The sequence below is a fragment of the Microbacterium sp. WCS2018Hpa-9 genome (assembly GCF_031843745.1).
GTDB lineage: Bacteria > Actinomycetota > Actinomycetes > Actinomycetales > Microbacteriaceae > Microbacterium.
This window is the reverse complement of the sequence record NZ_JAVTIY010000001.1, coordinates 272139-287538: the sequence shown is the minus strand read 5'-3', so window position 1 is coordinate 287538 and position 15400 is coordinate 272139. Positions and strand designations below refer to the sequence as shown.

26 protein-coding genes are annotated in these 15400 nt (G+C 59.5%); 24 read left to right on the top strand and 2 right to left on the bottom strand.

The features are described 5' to 3' along the window. The first annotated feature begins 55 nt into the window (after positions 1-55). The 24 genes from RQG82_RS01490 (at position 56) to RQG82_RS20120 (ending at position 14818) form a co-directional block, all read left to right on the top strand. Positions 56-229, top strand: a complete 174-nt coding sequence (locus tag RQG82_RS01490) for a hypothetical protein (RefSeq protein WP_311257362.1) — start codon at positions 56-58, stop codon at positions 227-229. 38 nt (positions 230-267) lie between these two features. Beyond that, the gene (locus RQG82_RS01485) at positions 268-591 is read left to right on the top strand and encodes a hypothetical protein (protein WP_311257361.1); all 324 of its coding nucleotides are present in this window, start codon (positions 268-270) and stop codon (positions 589-591) included. Then, positions 588-842: a WhiB family transcriptional regulator gene (locus RQG82_RS20140; RefSeq protein ID WP_396653537.1), complete on the top strand. Its 255-nt coding sequence runs from the start codon at positions 588-590 to the stop codon at positions 840-842. The genes RQG82_RS01485 and RQG82_RS20140 overlap by 4 nt, the downstream gene beginning before the upstream one ends. Positions 843-1009: 167 nt before the next feature. Beyond that, complete coding sequence (locus RQG82_RS01480) at positions 1010-1942, top strand: hypothetical protein (protein ID WP_311257360.1); 933 nt, start codon at positions 1010-1012, stop codon at positions 1940-1942. Beyond that, positions 1881-2303 (top strand): helix-turn-helix domain-containing protein, encoded by a 423-nt coding sequence (locus RQG82_RS20135; protein ID WP_396653536.1) that lies wholly within the window; start codon positions 1881-1883, stop codon positions 2301-2303. Before RQG82_RS01480 ends, RQG82_RS20135 begins: the two co-directional genes overlap by 62 nt. Beyond that, the gene (locus RQG82_RS01475; RefSeq protein WP_311257359.1) at positions 2304-2804 is read left to right on the top strand and encodes an SAM-dependent methyltransferase; all 501 of its coding nucleotides are present in this window, start codon (positions 2304-2306) and stop codon (positions 2802-2804) included. It abuts the gene before it with no gap. A 538-nt stretch (positions 2805-3342) separates the two neighbouring features. Continuing rightward, positions 3343-3624 (top strand): glutaredoxin family protein, encoded by a 282-nt coding sequence (locus tag RQG82_RS20130; RefSeq protein WP_396653535.1) that lies wholly within the window; start codon positions 3343-3345, stop codon positions 3622-3624. Next, positions 3621-4037: a single-stranded DNA-binding protein gene (locus RQG82_RS01470; RefSeq protein WP_311257358.1), complete on the top strand. Its 417-nt coding sequence runs from the start codon at positions 3621-3623 to the stop codon at positions 4035-4037. Before RQG82_RS20130 ends, RQG82_RS01470 begins: the two co-directional genes overlap by 4 nt. A gap of 130 nt (positions 4038-4167) precedes the next feature. Beyond that, positions 4168-4800 carry a hypothetical protein gene (locus RQG82_RS01465; protein WP_311257357.1) on the top strand — a complete coding sequence of 211 codons (633 nt, stop codon included), beginning with the start codon at positions 4168-4170 and terminating at the stop codon, positions 4798-4800. Between the two features lie 361 nt (positions 4801-5161). After that, complete coding sequence (locus RQG82_RS01460; protein WP_311257356.1) at positions 5162-5944, top strand: HNH endonuclease; 783 nt, start codon at positions 5162-5164, stop codon at positions 5942-5944. Between the two features lie 38 nt (positions 5945-5982). Then, positions 5983-6219, top strand: a complete 237-nt coding sequence (locus RQG82_RS01455) for a hypothetical protein (RefSeq protein ID WP_311257355.1) — start codon at positions 5983-5985, stop codon at positions 6217-6219. Continuing rightward, positions 6216-6995 carry a ribonuclease H-like domain-containing protein gene (locus RQG82_RS01450; protein ID WP_311257354.1) on the top strand — a complete coding sequence of 260 codons (780 nt, stop codon included), beginning with the start codon at positions 6216-6218 and terminating at the stop codon, positions 6993-6995. The genes RQG82_RS01455 and RQG82_RS01450 overlap by 4 nt, the downstream gene beginning before the upstream one ends. A 143-nt stretch (positions 6996-7138) precedes the next feature. Further along, positions 7139-7318: a hypothetical protein gene (locus RQG82_RS01445; RefSeq protein WP_311257353.1), complete on the top strand. Its 180-nt coding sequence runs from the start codon at positions 7139-7141 to the stop codon at positions 7316-7318. Between the two features lie 112 nt (positions 7319-7430). Next, positions 7431-7565 (top strand): hypothetical protein, encoded by a 135-nt coding sequence (locus RQG82_RS01440; RefSeq protein WP_311257352.1) that lies wholly within the window; start codon positions 7431-7433, stop codon positions 7563-7565. A gap of 567 nt (positions 7566-8132) precedes the next feature. Beyond that, positions 8133-8420 carry an HNH endonuclease gene (locus tag RQG82_RS20125; protein WP_396653534.1) on the top strand — a complete coding sequence of 96 codons (288 nt, stop codon included), beginning with the start codon at positions 8133-8135 and terminating at the stop codon, positions 8418-8420. A 117-nt stretch (positions 8421-8537) separates the two neighbouring features. Next, complete coding sequence (locus RQG82_RS01435) at positions 8538-8807, top strand: hypothetical protein (RefSeq protein ID WP_311257351.1); 270 nt, start codon at positions 8538-8540, stop codon at positions 8805-8807. Further along, the gene (locus RQG82_RS01430) at positions 8761-10251 is read left to right on the top strand and encodes a terminase large subunit domain-containing protein (RefSeq protein ID WP_311257350.1); all 1491 of its coding nucleotides are present in this window, start codon (positions 8761-8763) and stop codon (positions 10249-10251) included. Before RQG82_RS01435 ends, RQG82_RS01430 begins: the two co-directional genes overlap by 47 nt. Then, a complete protein-coding gene (locus RQG82_RS01425; RefSeq protein WP_311257349.1) occupies positions 10248-11702 on the top strand; it encodes a phage portal protein in 1455 nt (484 codons plus the stop codon). The genes RQG82_RS01430 and RQG82_RS01425 overlap by 4 nt, the downstream gene beginning before the upstream one ends. Further along, positions 11656-12324, top strand: coding sequence for a hypothetical protein (locus RQG82_RS01420; RefSeq protein WP_311257348.1), 669 nt, complete (start codon positions 11656-11658; stop codon positions 12322-12324). Before RQG82_RS01425 ends, RQG82_RS01420 begins: the two co-directional genes overlap by 47 nt. A gap of 75 nt (positions 12325-12399) precedes the next feature. Next, positions 12400-12867: a hypothetical protein gene (locus RQG82_RS01415; protein WP_311257347.1), complete on the top strand. Its 468-nt coding sequence runs from the start codon at positions 12400-12402 to the stop codon at positions 12865-12867. Positions 12868-12882: 15 nt separating this feature from the next. Continuing rightward, entirely contained in the window at positions 12883-13779 is an 897-nt protein-coding gene (locus RQG82_RS01410) for a phage major capsid protein (protein ID WP_311257346.1), read from the top strand. Positions 13780-13781: 2 nt separating this feature from the next. After that, positions 13782-13916, top strand: coding sequence for a hypothetical protein (locus RQG82_RS01405; RefSeq protein WP_311257345.1), 135 nt, complete (start codon positions 13782-13784; stop codon positions 13914-13916). 18 nt (positions 13917-13934) lie between these two features. Further along, positions 13935-14417, top strand: coding sequence for a Gp19/Gp15/Gp42 family protein (locus RQG82_RS01400; protein WP_311257344.1), 483 nt, complete (start codon positions 13935-13937; stop codon positions 14415-14417). Further along, entirely contained in the window at positions 14417-14818 is a 402-nt protein-coding gene (locus RQG82_RS20120; RefSeq protein WP_396653533.1) for a DUF6093 family protein, read from the top strand. Before RQG82_RS01400 ends, RQG82_RS20120 begins: the two co-directional genes overlap by 1 nt. Here RQG82_RS20120 and RQG82_RS01395 read toward each other — a convergent pair. Then, entirely contained in the window at positions 14815-14958 is a 144-nt protein-coding gene (locus RQG82_RS01395) for a hypothetical protein (RefSeq protein WP_311257343.1), read from the bottom strand. The two genes, RQG82_RS20120 and RQG82_RS01395, sit on opposite strands and share 4 nt — an antisense overlap. Then, complete coding sequence (locus tag RQG82_RS01390) at positions 14955-15332, bottom strand: hypothetical protein (protein WP_311257342.1); 378 nt, start codon at positions 15330-15332, stop codon at positions 14955-14957. Before RQG82_RS01390 ends, RQG82_RS01395 begins: the two co-directional genes overlap by 4 nt. Between the last annotated feature and the right edge of the window lie 68 nt (positions 15333-15400).

Sequence of the window (15400 nt, the reverse complement as noted above, 5' to 3'; positions counted from 1 at the left end):
CTTGAGGGCGCGCAACCACCACGGATGCGCGCCCTTACGCAACCCAGGAGATGACATGTACACGGTCGAAGAGTTCGACGAAATGCCTCCAGGAACGACGTTGAGAACTCATGATGGGTCTCAGTGGACGAAGCGCGGTTCGGGCGTCTGGAACCTCGATTCAGACCCGCTGTGGGGGCCGCATCTCTCGAGCGACCTGCCGGCATATGCAGAGGTCGTGACCCCGTGACGCGCAATCGTGCATCCGCCAAGAAAGCCGGCACTCTCATGGAATCACTCGTCGCCAACTTCCTCGCGTTTCGTCTAGCTGATGACCGGATCGAGAGACGAGCGAAGTCAGGCAGCAAGGATCGCGGTGACATCTCGGGGGTACGCATCCCAGGTGGTCGCGTGGTCATCGAAGTCAAGAACGTATCCAGCAAGATCGACCTCCCTGGTTGGTTGCGGGAGGCCGAGATCGAACGTGGCAACGATGACGCCGTGATCGGTGTCGTTGTACACAAACGTCACGGCTCAGCGAACCCAGCGGATCAGCACGTCACGATGACGCTCGAGGCGTTCGCAACCTTGCTCGAAGGCGGCGTGCGATGAGGGTTTACACGGATGATCACGTCCGCCCAGAGACCTGGATGACGGCCGCGCGGTGTGCGACCACGGACCCTGAACTTTGGTTCCCGCGTCATGGCGACCTGCCGACTGCGGAACGTGCGAAGAAGATCTGCCGCGAATGTCCGGTACGCGCCCAGTGTCTCGAGTTCGCGTTGCGTACAAACCAACGTGAGGGCATCTACGCGGGCTATTCACCGAAGTCTCTTGAACGTTTGAGGAGGAACAGGACATGAGTTTCATCACCGCACCGGGCGCTATCCCGACCACGTATGCCAGGGAAGAGCCGGCGTGTGGTCGCTGCCCGAAGTGTCATCCAGGTCGTGCTTACTCGGCTTCGTTCTGCCGGGTCGACACATGCACATGCCACCGCAGGAGAACCGAATGACAAGGAGGTGCGTACATGTGGTTCAAAGTAGACGATCGACTTCACGCATCTAGAAAAGTAAGACGCATCCCTCGCGCGATCCGGCTCGAAGCAATGGGCCTCTGGGTCATCTCAGGGTCATGGGCGGCGGGTGAAGGCCTTGACGGTTTCGTGCCCGAATACATGATTGAGGAGTTCGGCGGGCGCGCAAAGTTGGTTGATGCGTTGATCACGGCAGGCCTATGGGTCGAAGCTGCTGAGGGCACGGCGTTCCATGCGTGGACGGAGTACAACCCTGATGCGGAGACTGTGCAGGCTGGCCGTGAGGCGAAGGCCGAGGGTGCCAAGCACGGAAATCACAAGCGGTGGCACGTAAAACGGCGCACGAAGGTGCCCGGTTGCGAGTGGTGTTTCCCGGATCAGTTGTCAGATCTCGATCAGATAACTGATGGAGAACTGATCGGGTCTCCTAGTTCTACTGATGGAGAAGCGAATCCTCCCGACCCGACCCGACCCGACCCGATAAAGAACAAAGACTTTGCGCACCCTTCGGGTTCGCCGAGCGCGCAGATGATCAATCGGATGTTCGACGACTTCTGGCGTGCATGGCCCGTGAAGAAGGGCAAGGAGCCGGCGAGGAAGTCGTTCGTCAAAGCGATCAAGTCTGGTGCTGACATCAAGGCGATCATGGCCGGTGTCGAAGCATACAAAGCCGAGCTTGGTCCGATCATGGGCGGCAAGACGGTTGATGGTCGCACCCCGAAGTACGCACAGGGGTGGTTGACGGATCGACGGTGGGAAGACGAGCCCGCATCTGCCTCGATCGGTTCGATCAATGCGCAGTGGGATGCGGCGTTGGCGGATCACAGACCTGACCCGTGTGCGAACGGTCATAAGTGGGCGGCGGATGGTTCGTGTGTCCGTTACCCGTGTGCTGCGAGGAAGGACGAGGAGGAAGCGAATGTCTAGGCCGGTTGGTTTGTCTGCCTGGTATGCGGCTGAGCGTGATGCGGAGTTTGTGGCGTGTGACCGGGCCGGAATGACGACGAGGCAGTTGTCGGAACGGTTCAACGTGTCGGAACGCACGATCTCACGGTGGCGGACACGGTTACACATCAACCATGTGGAACCTGCCGTCCGTCACCCAGATGAAGACCGTGAACAAGCACTCGCGTTGATTCGGGAGGGTGCGTCGTTCAGTGAAGCAGCCCGCACGGTTGGCGCACACCAAACCACGGTGCGTAGGTGGTTCCCGGATGTGGATGCGTGGTCACCGCGGCAGTGCATCGAGTGGGCCGTATTTGTTCGAACCTTTAAGGACGTGGCGTAAATGACTGTGAACGTGAACGAACAGCAGCTAGTTCTGGACCCGGCATCGGGAAGCAGAATGTTCTACTTCGACAAGGAAGACCCGCGCGTGATGTTCGGGGATATCCGCACCGAGGATCACATTCTCTGCGACGGCCGCGCACTGAACGTGCACCCAGATGTCGAGATGGACTTCCGCAACCTTCCTTTCGAAGACGGGGCGTTCAGAGTCGTAGTGTTCGATCCGCCACATCTTGTGCGCGTCGGCGACAGCGCCTGGATGGGCAAGAAGTACGGGAAGCTCGATCCTCTCAACTGGGGGCATGACCTGACCCTTGGGTTTGCCGAGTGCTTCCGAGTCCTCGCCGACTATGGAGTGCTCATCTTCAAGTGGAACGAAACACAGATCCCAGTGAGACAGATTCTCGCGCTCACGCCAAACCTGCCACTCGTCGGACATCGAAGCGGCAAGACCGCAAAGACTCACTGGGTGACATTCCTCAAGGCAGGCGAAACGACATGAAGGTGACTCTCGAGCTCCCTGATCCGATCGGGTGGGCGTTGACGGATCATGCGGAGAAACGTGGCACAGACCTCCCACATTTGATCGGCGGGATGGTGCTCAAAGCGTTCCGACCGAAAGCGGACGGTCAAGCACCATCATTCCGTGACCGTGTGGAAGCGGAATGGTCGAAGGGTGCACCTGACCCTGTGATCGCACACCGTCTCGGCGAACCGGTCGAGTCGGTTCGTGTCGCACGCCGGTCACTCAAGCTCGAACCGCACCGTTTCTACCGTGACAGGTGGGCTGCCGAACTATCCGAACCACAACAGATCGCAGGAGCCGCATGAGCGAGGAGATGACAGCGATGAGTCACGAGAACGACGGCGGCATCTGCTGGTGCGGCCCAAAGTGTGGGCCGTTCACATGGGAGGTGCCGCATGACTGAGGTATTCCAGGAAACGCGATTCGTGCATTGGCGCGGCGACTTGTCTAAGACTCTGCACGCGAACGGACCGGCATCCTTCAAGTTCTCAACCCCTTATCCGGGAGACGTCACATGCAAACTGTGCAGGACGCTCCTGGACCGAGACCCGGACGAGTGGCCATGACTGAGGTGGTGGTGTACACGCAACCCAACTGCCAACCCTGCAAAGCCACACTACGACGGTTCCAAGAGGCAGGTGTTGTCGTAATCGAGAACAGTGCAGCCGACTACGCAGACCTACTCAAAGCGATGAATCATCGGTCGGCCCCCGTTGTCATGGATGGCCGGAAACATTGGTCGGGATATCGCCCCGACCTCATCGACGAAGCAATCGAAGCAAGGAGAAACACGTGAGCAAGGCCACAACAACCATCGAAGGCTTCGTAGCCAACGACCTCGAGATCCGCGAAGTCAACGGGCACAGGGTCGTCAAGGTCAGTGTTCCGCACACGCCGCGGAAGCTAGACAAGCAGACCAACCAGTGGGTGGATGCGGGTGAGACGGCATGGTTCACCGCATCGTTCTGGGATGAAGCTGCTGAACCGATCATCGGAACGGTGACCAAGAAGACGCTTGTGACGATCACGGGTCAGCCGGCACCACGCGGTTACACGAAACAGGATGGAACTATCGCGGTTGAGACTGAGCTGAAGTTCGCAACGTTGGGCGTCATCCCGCGCGCACAGCAGCCTGCACAGTCCGCACCCGCACAGACACCCACCAGCACCGACACGTGGGCAACAGCCGATACAACAACTCCATTTTGACGATGACCGAATCAACTAGGCAGCGCGTCATCATGTCGCGTTCGGGTTTTTGTGCGTTTCCGTCAACCACCGAACACACCGGATGCCCAAACCGTGGGTGCCCGTGCGATTGCCACAGGAAGGACACGTGATGAGCGATCTTCTCGATGCCGTAGATGATCTGACCCTCCCGCGCAATGTCAAGGTGCAAACCGACTCTGGTTACACATGGGCTTCCGAGGATGCGCTACTCGTGCAGCTCACGGAAGCAGTCGCATCCGGCCTCGGCTCACCATCAGGAGGTAGCGCAGCACCATGGGCGCGAAACCTCCTCAACACGGATGCCCTGCACGCTGCGGGCATGATCACGTCTCAGATTGTTGACTGGTGCCGCCTGGTGAAAGCGCCGACAACCCGTAACGCCACAATCGACCTCAGATCGTGGTATGTCGCATTCGTTGCAACGCAGGGCGAAAGTCTTGACACCTTCTACACTCGCAAACTGAGGAAGTGGGCCGGCGAGATCCGCGGCATGTTGAATCCGCCAAAGATGATTCAGATGACATCGGCTTGCCCTGAGTGTCGAGAGACTTTCTACCCGAATGAAGACGGCGATCCCGTCCCGTACCCAATCGTTGTTCAATACTGGGCTAACTCGGCCTCAGTCTGGGAAGGGGCTAAGGCAAGCTGTCGAGCTTGCGGCCACGAATGGCAAGGCCAATGGGAGTTGCGGGGCCTAAGACACTCCGTCGATGATATGGATGCGGAATCCGTGAATCTCTGATATCATTGGCTCACCGGAGATTAGTGTCTCCAAAATCCAAGCCGCTCAACCTCATCTGGTGGGCGGCTTTCTTGCACTCCCCGACAGCTCATGGTTAAACGTGGCGAGGCGGGTTGAGGGCCACCGTGACGAGGTGGCAACAATGCGCACGAGACACCTAGGCCGGTGTCCCATAACGCGTGCGCTCACACAAACGAACGACAGCACCCACCGGGTTCACGCGCGAGTAACCAAACCACGGCGATGCTCCCGTACAACCCGAAGCGCGCAAAACCGTCGTTCAAAACGCTCGAGCCACGTAACGGTGAGGCGAGCACCCCTATAACTCACAAGCAGTTCATCCCCGCAGGAGGTGTGCCGCTTGTCTATCGACGCGTCCACTTCCACGCACTTCCGCGAACTCGGCGAGAAGCTCATTCATGCGGCGAAACTCATGGATGCAGGCTCTCCTCTCCGCGAAGTGGACCCGACCTTTGATCTCGTTCGCTCCATCAGCGCGATGCTCAACGAGAAGCCGACTTACGAAGCCAGACTGGCGATGGCGCTCAGCGATGAGCATGAGAAAGCCGCATCGGAACACCCGCTCGGCGTCCTGATCCTCCGCATGCTAACGGTTGGTAAGAGCTGGACCGGAACTCAGGATGAGCTTGCCGAACTCGGCAGCGACCTGGAGATGCAGGCAGCATTCGAGCCCGAACTTCTCAGCGTCAGACACTGGTTCAGCCGCGGTATCTCTGCCGCCGGCGCCCTTGCCTACATGGGCAGCGATGGAAATGTGCACCTCGCTCGGCAACAGTGGTTCTCGCTTGCTGGCCGTATCGCGCCGAAGCTCACCATCGAACATGGTGACGCACCCCGCCCGGTGAAGGCGATCCTCCGTGGTGCGTGGGCTTCGCAGGGCATCAACCCCGAGCAGTGCATCTACTGCCAGTCGGCACCATTCCAAGAGATCGAACACTTCGTTCCCCGTTCTCGCGGTGGAACGAACGACATCTCGAACCTCTTCCCCTCCTGCGTCAAGTGCAACAGGGGGAGCGGGACGGGCAAGTGGGACAAAGACCCGTGGGAATGGCTCGAGCGTGTTCATCCGCGCCGACTCGCCTACTTCCAAGACCTGTTCGGCATCAAGCCGGATGACAACTGAACACCAACTGACCCGCTTATCAAACCTAGGAGCGCACGGTGGCATTCACCGAGAAGCTAGCAACCCGGAAACCGAAGACGGCATCCGAACACTACGACGCATGGCTTGACTCGCTCCCAGACGGTGAACGGGAAGTTGTCGTCGCCGCTCTGATCGACAAACGGAAGCACCCGCACGTAGAACTGAAACCAGTCCTCGAATCCGATGAGGACTACCCGGCACCGAAGTTTGGTGCCACCGCGTTCCGTGAGTGGAGAAGCGAGATCACCGCATGAGCTTCATCGGAAAGCTTCACAAGGACGTCAAGCGGGCTCGAATCCTCACGCTCGACATCGAGACCAAACCTGCACTGTCCAGGCACTTCGGCATGTTCAACCAGAACTTCGGGCTCGCGCAGGTAGTCGAACCCATCCACCTTCTATCGTTCGCCGCCAAATGGCTGGGTGAGCATGAGGTGCACCACTTCTCCGAGTGGGAGCACGGCAACGATGAGATGGTTGCTCACGCTCACCGGATGCTCGCTGAAGCGGACGTCGTTGTCTGGTACAACGGTGACGGCTTCGATATGAAGCACCTGAACTGGGAGTTCGCCCGCCTGGGCATGACACGTCCGAAGCCGTACAAGACGATCGACCTTCTCAAGGTTGTGCGTCGAGAGTTCCGGCCGCTGTCGAAGAAGCTTGACTTCGTTGCTTCTCAGCTCGGGTTGGGTTCGAAGACGCACCACGATGGTTTCGGTCTTTGGATGCGTGTGATCGACGGTGATGAGAAGTCTCAACGCCTCATGGAGCGCTACTGCATCCAGGACGTGCGGCTCACCGAGAAGCTCTACCTTCGCCTCCTGCCGTGGTTGCCTTCCGGGGTGAACCTGCCGCTGCTCTCAGGCAACGACACCGGTTGCCCTGTGTGTGGTTCCCCGAAGCTGAAGAGCGAGGGTGATTCGACGTTCACGGCTCTCACTGAGTACGCGTTGTACTCGTGCCAGGGCTGCGGTAACTGGGTTCGATCCAACGTGGTCAAGAACCGCACCACTCGGCGCATAGTCCGCTGACACAAACCTCCCACCTCCCACGCATACAGCCATAGGCAGAAGCCACATCGTAAGGCAACCGGCGTCGAGGCATGGTGGGGACAACCAAAGAGGGCCGGAACATACACGTTCCGGCCCTCACCCTTTCGCGCAGGGAGCTGATCGTGGATGACGAAGACTTCACCAAAGCAACCTGCGACGCATGCGGCACCAGTGTTCGTGCACGCGGCGTCCTCTCACTACCCAGCGGACGAGTACTCGCCTACTGCTTTCACCATCTGAACAAGCATCGTTCAGCGGCGGAAGCAATGGGTGCACTCGTCGTCGAACTCGTAACTGTCTGAAAGGACACGCTCATGGAGAGCGATCGTGAAATCTTGCATGACCTCGCAGTGATCCACCACGAGGGTGAAGGTGAATGGTGTCTACCCACCGAATGCCACGTTGGTGAAGACGATGACTGAACTCGCGTTCAACATTGCCGGCTGGGGATTCACAATCCTTCTCGGCGTCTACGGTGGTGCGATCCTCTGGCTGCACACGTGGATGCGGACACTCGAACGCTCAGAACACGAGAACGAAGACGACTAATGCGTGCACTCAAAGGCGCCGCAATCATCATCACACTCACCATCCTGGTCTACATCATCCGCCAACCCGCGCTCGCATACATCTTCCACCACAACGAAGAAGTACCCACAGCGTCCGACTGGCAACCCAAAATGCGCAACTGGAAACTAGGGGAGATAATCGATGGGAGCTAACGACAAGGTTGCTGCCACGTTCCACCCCGCAACCACACACCAATGCGCGCGCTGCAACCGGGTCATCCTCGTAGCCAACACAGGCATCACAACCTGCACATGCGGAGTACGACACCACGCAGCACCCAGCAACGGGGCCAACTCGTGACTGACACCTGGATCTGCGACGACTGCGGAACCGGATGGAACTCAGAAGCAGCCTGCGAACGATGCGACTGCGGCGCCGAAGACCGCTACTACAGCCCCTCGAGAAGCCGCGTCTCCTACCTCCTAGGCGACGACTAACCACGAACTCCGCACCCCCGCGCACCGACGCCCGCACCCGAGTAAGCCACGCGCTACTCGGGGTTGCCTGCGTTAAGCACGAGCACGCTCGCAAGTAGGTGATGCTGCCATGGTCCGACGCAACACTGCAATGCAAGACCGCATGCGGGAGCACGTACGCCGCCTCGGTGGCAACTGCAGGATCTGCGGTGAACCCATCGACTACGACCTTCCATACTTCATACCAGGCACACGCAAACCCAACCCTGACGCGTTCGTAGCAGACCACATCGTGCCCATCCACAAGGGCGGTCGACACGACACCAGCAACGCCGCACCAGTTCATTGGCGCTGCAACTCAGCCAAACGAGCACGACTCGTAGCCCCGATCATCAAGAGATCAGGCACACTCAACTGACCTTCGAACACAGCTTCGAACACCAGGGGGAGTGCCCCCCTGACCCAACGGCCTGCGGGTCTCCGGGGCTTGCCGTCCTCCCTCCCCGACATTTTTTCCACAAGGCGGTGCGGCTCGATGACTGGTTCCAATGACGGAGTTTCGAACATTCGTTCTGTCGCGGATGCGGCGAAGAACGGTACGACACGGGAGCTTCTCGAGGCTACGCGGGATCGGATTGCGACTGCCGTTGAGGATGCGTCGACCCCTGCTCGTGATCTTGCGGCGTTGACTAAGCGGCTGATGGAGACGGTTCACGAGATCGAGTCGATCGACGCGCGGGAGCTGCAGGAGGCTGAGAATGGCGTCGAAGTCCCGAACGGAAAGTTCGACCCCGAAACTATCTGACGTTGCTCGCCATGTTGTGTTCCCGAAGTCGATCGTGGAGACGGTGTGGCCGCGGGTTGAGTCGAAGTGTGCCGAGTTCGGTATCACTTTTGATGCGTGGCAGCAGGGCGTAGGGACGGTGGCTCTCGGTCTCGACAAGGCCGGGAAGTACGCATCCACGGTTGGTGGTGTTGTTCTGAGCATCCCGCGCCAGGTGGGTAAGACGTTCCTGGTCGGCATGATCATCATCGCCCTGTGTGTGCTGTTCCCGAATCTGACGGTTCTGTGGACTGCGCACCGTACGCGTACGTCAACGATGACGTTCACGACGATGCAGGGCATGGTTCGTCGGAAGAAGATTTGGCCGCATGTTCGTGCGATCCGTTCTACGAATGGTGAGCAGGAGATACGGTTCACCAACGGGTCTGTGATCATGTTCGGCGCCCGTGAGGCTGGTTTTGGTCGCGGTTTTGATGCGGTTGATGTTGAGGTGTTCGACGAGGCGCAGATTCTCTCGGAGAAGGCGCTTGAGGACATGGTGCCGGCGACGAACGCGTCTAAGCAGCCGTCTGGTGCCCTGTTGTTCTTCATGGGGACTCCTCCCAGGCCGACTGATCCTGGCGAGGAGTTCACGAATCGTCGCGCGAAGGCGATCACTGGCAAGGCAAAGAACATGGTGTACGTCGAGTTCTCGGCGGATGACAATGCTGACCCGGATGATCATGCGCAGTGGGAGAAGGCGAACCCGTCTTACCCTCAGCGGACGCCGCTCGAGTCGATGCAGCGGATGCGTGAGCAACTGACGGATGATGATTCGTTCCGTCGCGAGGCTATGGGCATCTGGGATGCGGCTGGCACTCCTGAGGTCATCGATGCGGCGTCGTGGGGACGGGTGAAAGACCCCGCTTCGATGCCGATCGATCGGCTGACGTTGGCGATCGACGTGGCGCCGGATCGTTCTGCGGCTTCGGTGTCTCTTGCGGGTTTGCGTGCTGATGGTTTGTGGCATGTTGAGCTCGATGACCAAAAGGGTTCGGTCGAGTGGGTTTCGGCGTGGGTCAAGGGTCGCGCGGAGAAGAACCGGTTGCATGCAGTGGTTGTGGATGAGATGTCGGGTCTGGTTGAGGTTCGCAAGGGGCGGAATTATCTCGTTGGCACTGATGTGATCGTAACTTTGGCCGCGTCGGAGGGTCGGGACATGGCTATTGCTTGCGGCAAGTTCTTTGACGGCGTGATGGAGCCTTCTCCGAAGCTTCGGCACACGGATCAGGCTCAGATGAACATCGCTCTGTCTGTGGCACGTAAGCGTCCGTTGGCTGGCGCGTGGGCGTGGAACCGCAAGGATGCGCAGTCTGATATCACGCCGATTGTGTCGGCGACTTTGGCGCTTTGGGGTGCTCAGAAGGATGACGTGGAGCGTCCGACTCGACGCAGGACTAGTGAACGGACGGCGGTGATCTTGTGACGGATGAGAATCTGCGCGTTCCTGGTTTGAGCGAGGACGAGACGGTTACGGTGAATCTTCTGTTGAAGAAGCTGCGGGAGAAGCAGCACCACAACCGGAAGCGTTCTGACCTGTATGACGGGAAGAGCGCGCTTCGTCAGGTGGGGACGATCATCCCGCCGCAGTATCACAACCTGGGCATTGCTCTCGGGTGGGCGGCTAAGGGCGTGGATGGCCTGGCGCGTCGCTGCAATCTTGAGGAGATGGTGTGGGCGGGCGGCGATCTTGAGTCTCTGGGGATGCAGGAGCTGCAGGACTCGAACTTCCTTCTTTCTGAGTTGTCTCAGGGGCGCACCGATTCTCTGATCCACGGGATCTCGTATCTGATCACGACTCAGGGCGATGAGGATGAACCAGCGGCACTGGTTCACGCGAAGGATGCGCTGAATGCAACGGGGGAGTGGAACAACCGGAAGCGCCGGTTGGACAACCTTCTGTCGGTGACTTCTCGCGACCGGAACAAGATCACTGGGTTCGTGCTGTACCTGGACGGCGTGACGGTAAACGCGGATTATGTGGATGGCGCATGGTCCGTTGATCGTTCTGAGCATCCGTGGCATGTTCCGGTTGAGCCGTTGGTGTACAAACCTCGCTCGTCAAAGCGCATGGGGCGTTCAAGGATTACCCCCGCGGCGATTTCGCACCAGTACTCAGCTCTTCGAGAGCTGGTTCGTCTTGAGGCGCACATGGACGTGTTCACGATCCCGCAACTGATTCTCCTGGGTGCCAACGATTCGATGTTCAAGAACTCGGACGGCACCTACAAGGCTTCGTGGCAGATAGCTCTTGGTAGGGCTTTGGCGCTGCCGGATGCCGTGGATGATGATGGCGAGATCATTGAGGGTAGCCGCGCGGACGTGAAGCACATTGAGGCACAGTCGCCGGCACCGCATCTGGCGGACTTGAATGCGTTGGCGAAGCTTGAGGCTCGAGAGTATGACCTGCCTGATTCGGCGTTCGCGCTGACGGACATGGCCAACCCGACGAGTGCTGATTCGTATAGCGCGTCGCGTGAGGATCTGATTGCTGAGGCTGAGGGTGCTACTGATGACTGGTCGGTTCCGATTCGTCGAACGGTGACTCGTGCTCTGGCTATCCAGAACGGTCTCGATGAGGTTCCGGATGACTGGGCTTCGATTGATACGAAGTGGCGTTCGCCCGTGTACCTGTCGCGTGCTGCTGTTGCGGACGCCGGGGCTAAGCAGGTTGCCGCTGCTCCCGAGTGGGTTCGCGAGACGACTGTTGGTCTGGAAGTTCTGGGGTTCACTCCTCAGCAGATCAAGTTGCTTCTGTCGGAAAAGGACAAGATGCGTGGCCGTGATGCCGCGTTGTCGATTATCGCGGCGCGTCAGGCGGAGGTTCCGAATGGTGACAGCGCTGGAGTCGAAAGCGGAGCTAACGCTACTGGGTGATGACGCGGAGGACACGGTGCGGTGGATGCTGCGCCGTTCCTCCGGACAGTGGGAGTCGCGCCGTCTGCAGTTACTTGACACGGTGCCGGATGTGCTCGGCTTCTATTCGGAGGGCTCGTCGGCTCTTGCGGCCGAGTTCTACGATGATGCCCGAGTCGGTGCTGCAGGTTCGTATGCGGCCAGCCCAGTGATTCTTGATCGAACGGTGAAAATCCGCCGTGGTATCGCCTGGGCATCGGAGCCGTTGTCGATTGAGGATGACGAGCTCGCGGCAGCGCGGTTCGCACAATTGATGCGGACGGAGATGGCTCGCCCTTACCGCGACACGATCATCACGAACCGGAAGCAAGACCCGGCGTGCATCGGGTGGAAGCGGATATCGCGCGGTTCGAAGTCCTGCAGCTTCTGCCGGATGCTTGCTGACCGTGGCGCCGTCTATCGCAAGGAGACCGCGACATTTGCGTCTCACGACGACTGCATGTGCACCGCGGCTCCTGTCTTCAAGGGCGGAGACGTGGGGCCTGAGGCGGATACCGCTCAGTACATGGCTTCGAAGCGGCGACGCACTCCCAAGGAGAAGGCGTTCCTGCGCGATTACCTCAAGGGGAACTACCCCGATTGACTTCCCGTTTTCGGCGGGCTGTACCCGACAGTTTCGGGGTTCTGACGTGCGACGGCACAGAAACGGATGGAACCAATGAGTGAAACCACGACTACGGACGCCGCTACGACGACCGAGGGTGGCGAGCAGAAGCAGGAACAGGGTCTCAGCCAGGCTGAGGTGGACCGCATCGTCAAGGACCGCATTGCGCGGGTCGAAGCGAAGTATGCGGATTACAACGACCTGAAGGCGAAAGCGGAGGGCGCGAAGACGGTTGAGCAGAAGCTCGCCGAGCTTGAGTCCAAGCATGCGGAGGCGGAAGCCCGCGCGCTGCGATCCGAAATTGCCACACGTCACGGCATTACTGCCGAGGACCGCGACCTTTTCCTGACTGGTTCCGACGCGGACGCTCTCGAAGCGCAGGCCAAGCGCCTGTCTGAGCGGATCGCAGATCAGAAGCGCACAGGCAATGTCGCCCGAAAAGAGGGCGTCAACAAGACAAGCGGTAGCGGTGACGAGGAGATGCGCGAGTTCGCGCGGAACCTGTTCAACCGCCCCGACTAAACGAAAGGCAACACCATGGCATCATTCGCAACCGGGTCTCTTACGATCCCGAAGCAGAAGATCACCCCCTGGCTCGGCGCGATCAGCAACGGCTCCGCCGTGTCCACGCTGTCCGCTCAGACCCCCATGACGTTCGGTGAGGGCGAATCTTGGACGTTCGATATCGGCGAGGCAGAGTATGTCGCTGAGGGTGGCGACAAGGGTGCGTCGACCATTGTTCCTACGAGCAAGACGATCAAGCCGTTCAAGTTCCACAAGACTCTTCGTTTCAACGAGGAAGTCCTGTGGGCGGACGAGGACCGTCAGCTCGAGGTTATCGATGAGATCCTCGCCCTCATTCAGCCGGCTCTTTCGCGTGCGCTCGACTTCGGCGTGTTCCACGAGATCAACCCGACCGGTGGAGCTGTTGTTGCCGCCATGAACGGTGGGCTCACGGACACCACGAACCTGGTTGAGTACGCGGCAGCCGACAAGCCGTACGTCAGCCTTGACGCGGCAGACAACCTTGTCCTCGCGGACGGGTTTGTTCCCCGCGATATCGCACTTGACCCGGCCTACGCTGCGAAGTTCTCTTCGCTCCGCGGTATCAACTCGGAGCAGAAGCTCTACCCGGGCTTCCGGCTCGGCATTGAGACCAGCGAGCTCGATGGTCACCGCGCGTCGGTTTCCAATACGGTTCGCGGCTCCGGTGTCCTCGCGGTTGACACGAAGGTGCTCGGATTCGTCGGAGACTTCTCGGCCATCCGCTGGGGCGTCCAGAAGTCGATCGGCCTTGAGGTCATCAAGTACGGTGACCCGGACGGCGGCGGCGACCTGAAGCGTAAGAACCAGGTTGCGTTCCGCGCCGAGGTTGTTTACGGCTGGGGCATCGCGAATCTCAACGCATTCGCCAAGATCCACGACCTGGTCTGATCATGGCTCGCCTTCGACACATCAAGTCCGGGGCGATCGTGCAGGTCGCTGACGAGAAGGTCGAACGTCTCGGTTCCGAGTGGGAACCGGTTGAAGACGACTCGCAGAAGGCGCGCAAGCCGCGTTCGAAGAAGTAACTAGTGAAGGGGGCGGTCATGACAGTGACTCCCGCAATTATCGCGGTCAAGCTTGGCAGGGCCGCCCCTGAACCTGGTTCGATCCTTGAGAAGCAGTGGGACATGGACATCGATGATGCCATGATGCTGATCGAGGATCGGGCTGAACAACTTGAGATCGACGTGGAGTCGATCAGTGAAGCGAAGCTTGACTATGTGGTGCGCGAGGCCGTTGCTGCTTACGTCAAGCGTCCCGACGATGCCACGCAAGTTTCAATCACGGTTGATGACGGGACCACTTCTCGTTCGTATCAGTCGGGCAAGGGCCGGATCACCATTCTTGATGAGTGGTGGAAGATCCTCGGCCTGGTGGCGCCGGATGAGAACAAGGCGTTTTCGATTGACATGCTTCCCGCTTCGGCGACCATCCACCTTCCGTGGTGTTCTCTGTCGATGGGTGCGAACTGGTGCTCGTGTGGTGCCGACATCGCCGGGGTTCCGATCTACGAACTGGGGGACTGATGACTCTCGGTACGGACATTGCTTCCGCTCTTCCGGGCCTGCGTGCTGAGGCTGAGTCGCGCATGTCTGAGTCGGTGCAGGTTGGGCGTTTCACAGATGGCACCGACCCGGTCACTGGTGATCCGACGCGTGTGCTCGAGGCGGAGCGTTACACGGGCAAGGCGCGTATCCGTTGGGGTTCGCGCGAGGTGTCCAACTCGGATGCTACGAGTTCTCCGGTTGGAGCACAGGAACCGTATCTGTCTGTACCGTTTGGTACTGGCCGGTTTTGGGCTGATGACGAGGTGTTGGTGACGGGTTCTTCTGATCCGTTGCTGGTTGGTCGTCAGTTTCGGGTGCAGGGTGCGGCTGTTGCAGGAGCCGTCACGGCTTATAGGTATCCGCTCACAGAACTAGGTTAGTCGCGGGCGTATTCGCGGAGTAGGTCGATGACGACGCGGGAGAGGGTCTTGCCCTCGGCTTCGGCTTTCGCGACCGCGGCGGCTTTGATGTCGGCGGGGATGCGGAAGTTCGTCACCGGAGTCTGCAGACTACCCATCATGCACCGTTCTGTTCGATTGGCGCCCAGGCCCCAGCCTTGCGACGGCGATGTGGGGTGTAGTTCCAGTAGGGCGAGCCGTCTGAGCGGTGTCCGTCAGGCCGGTGGGCGTCAATGTCAGACTTCTGTACTTTCCGCACCTGGGGATTGCCACCCTCGTCGTAGTAGACGCGCGCGTACTCCCATTCCGGTTCCCCAGCCACGGCTCCTGCGGCGCGTAGAGCGGTGCGGGCATACCACTTGGCCTCGTCCCAGGTGAGGTTGTTCTCACGCTCTGCTCCCGGCGCGGCGGGGACGTTGTGGATTGCCGTGGCAACCTCCTGCACCTGCGCGTCGGACGGTTCGCCCTTTCGAGGGTGAAAGTTCAGATCGCTCATGTCCTCATCTTCCCAGCACCTTCCGACGTTCGGTTGGTGTCTTTACAGGATACCAGTTGTAAAGACGA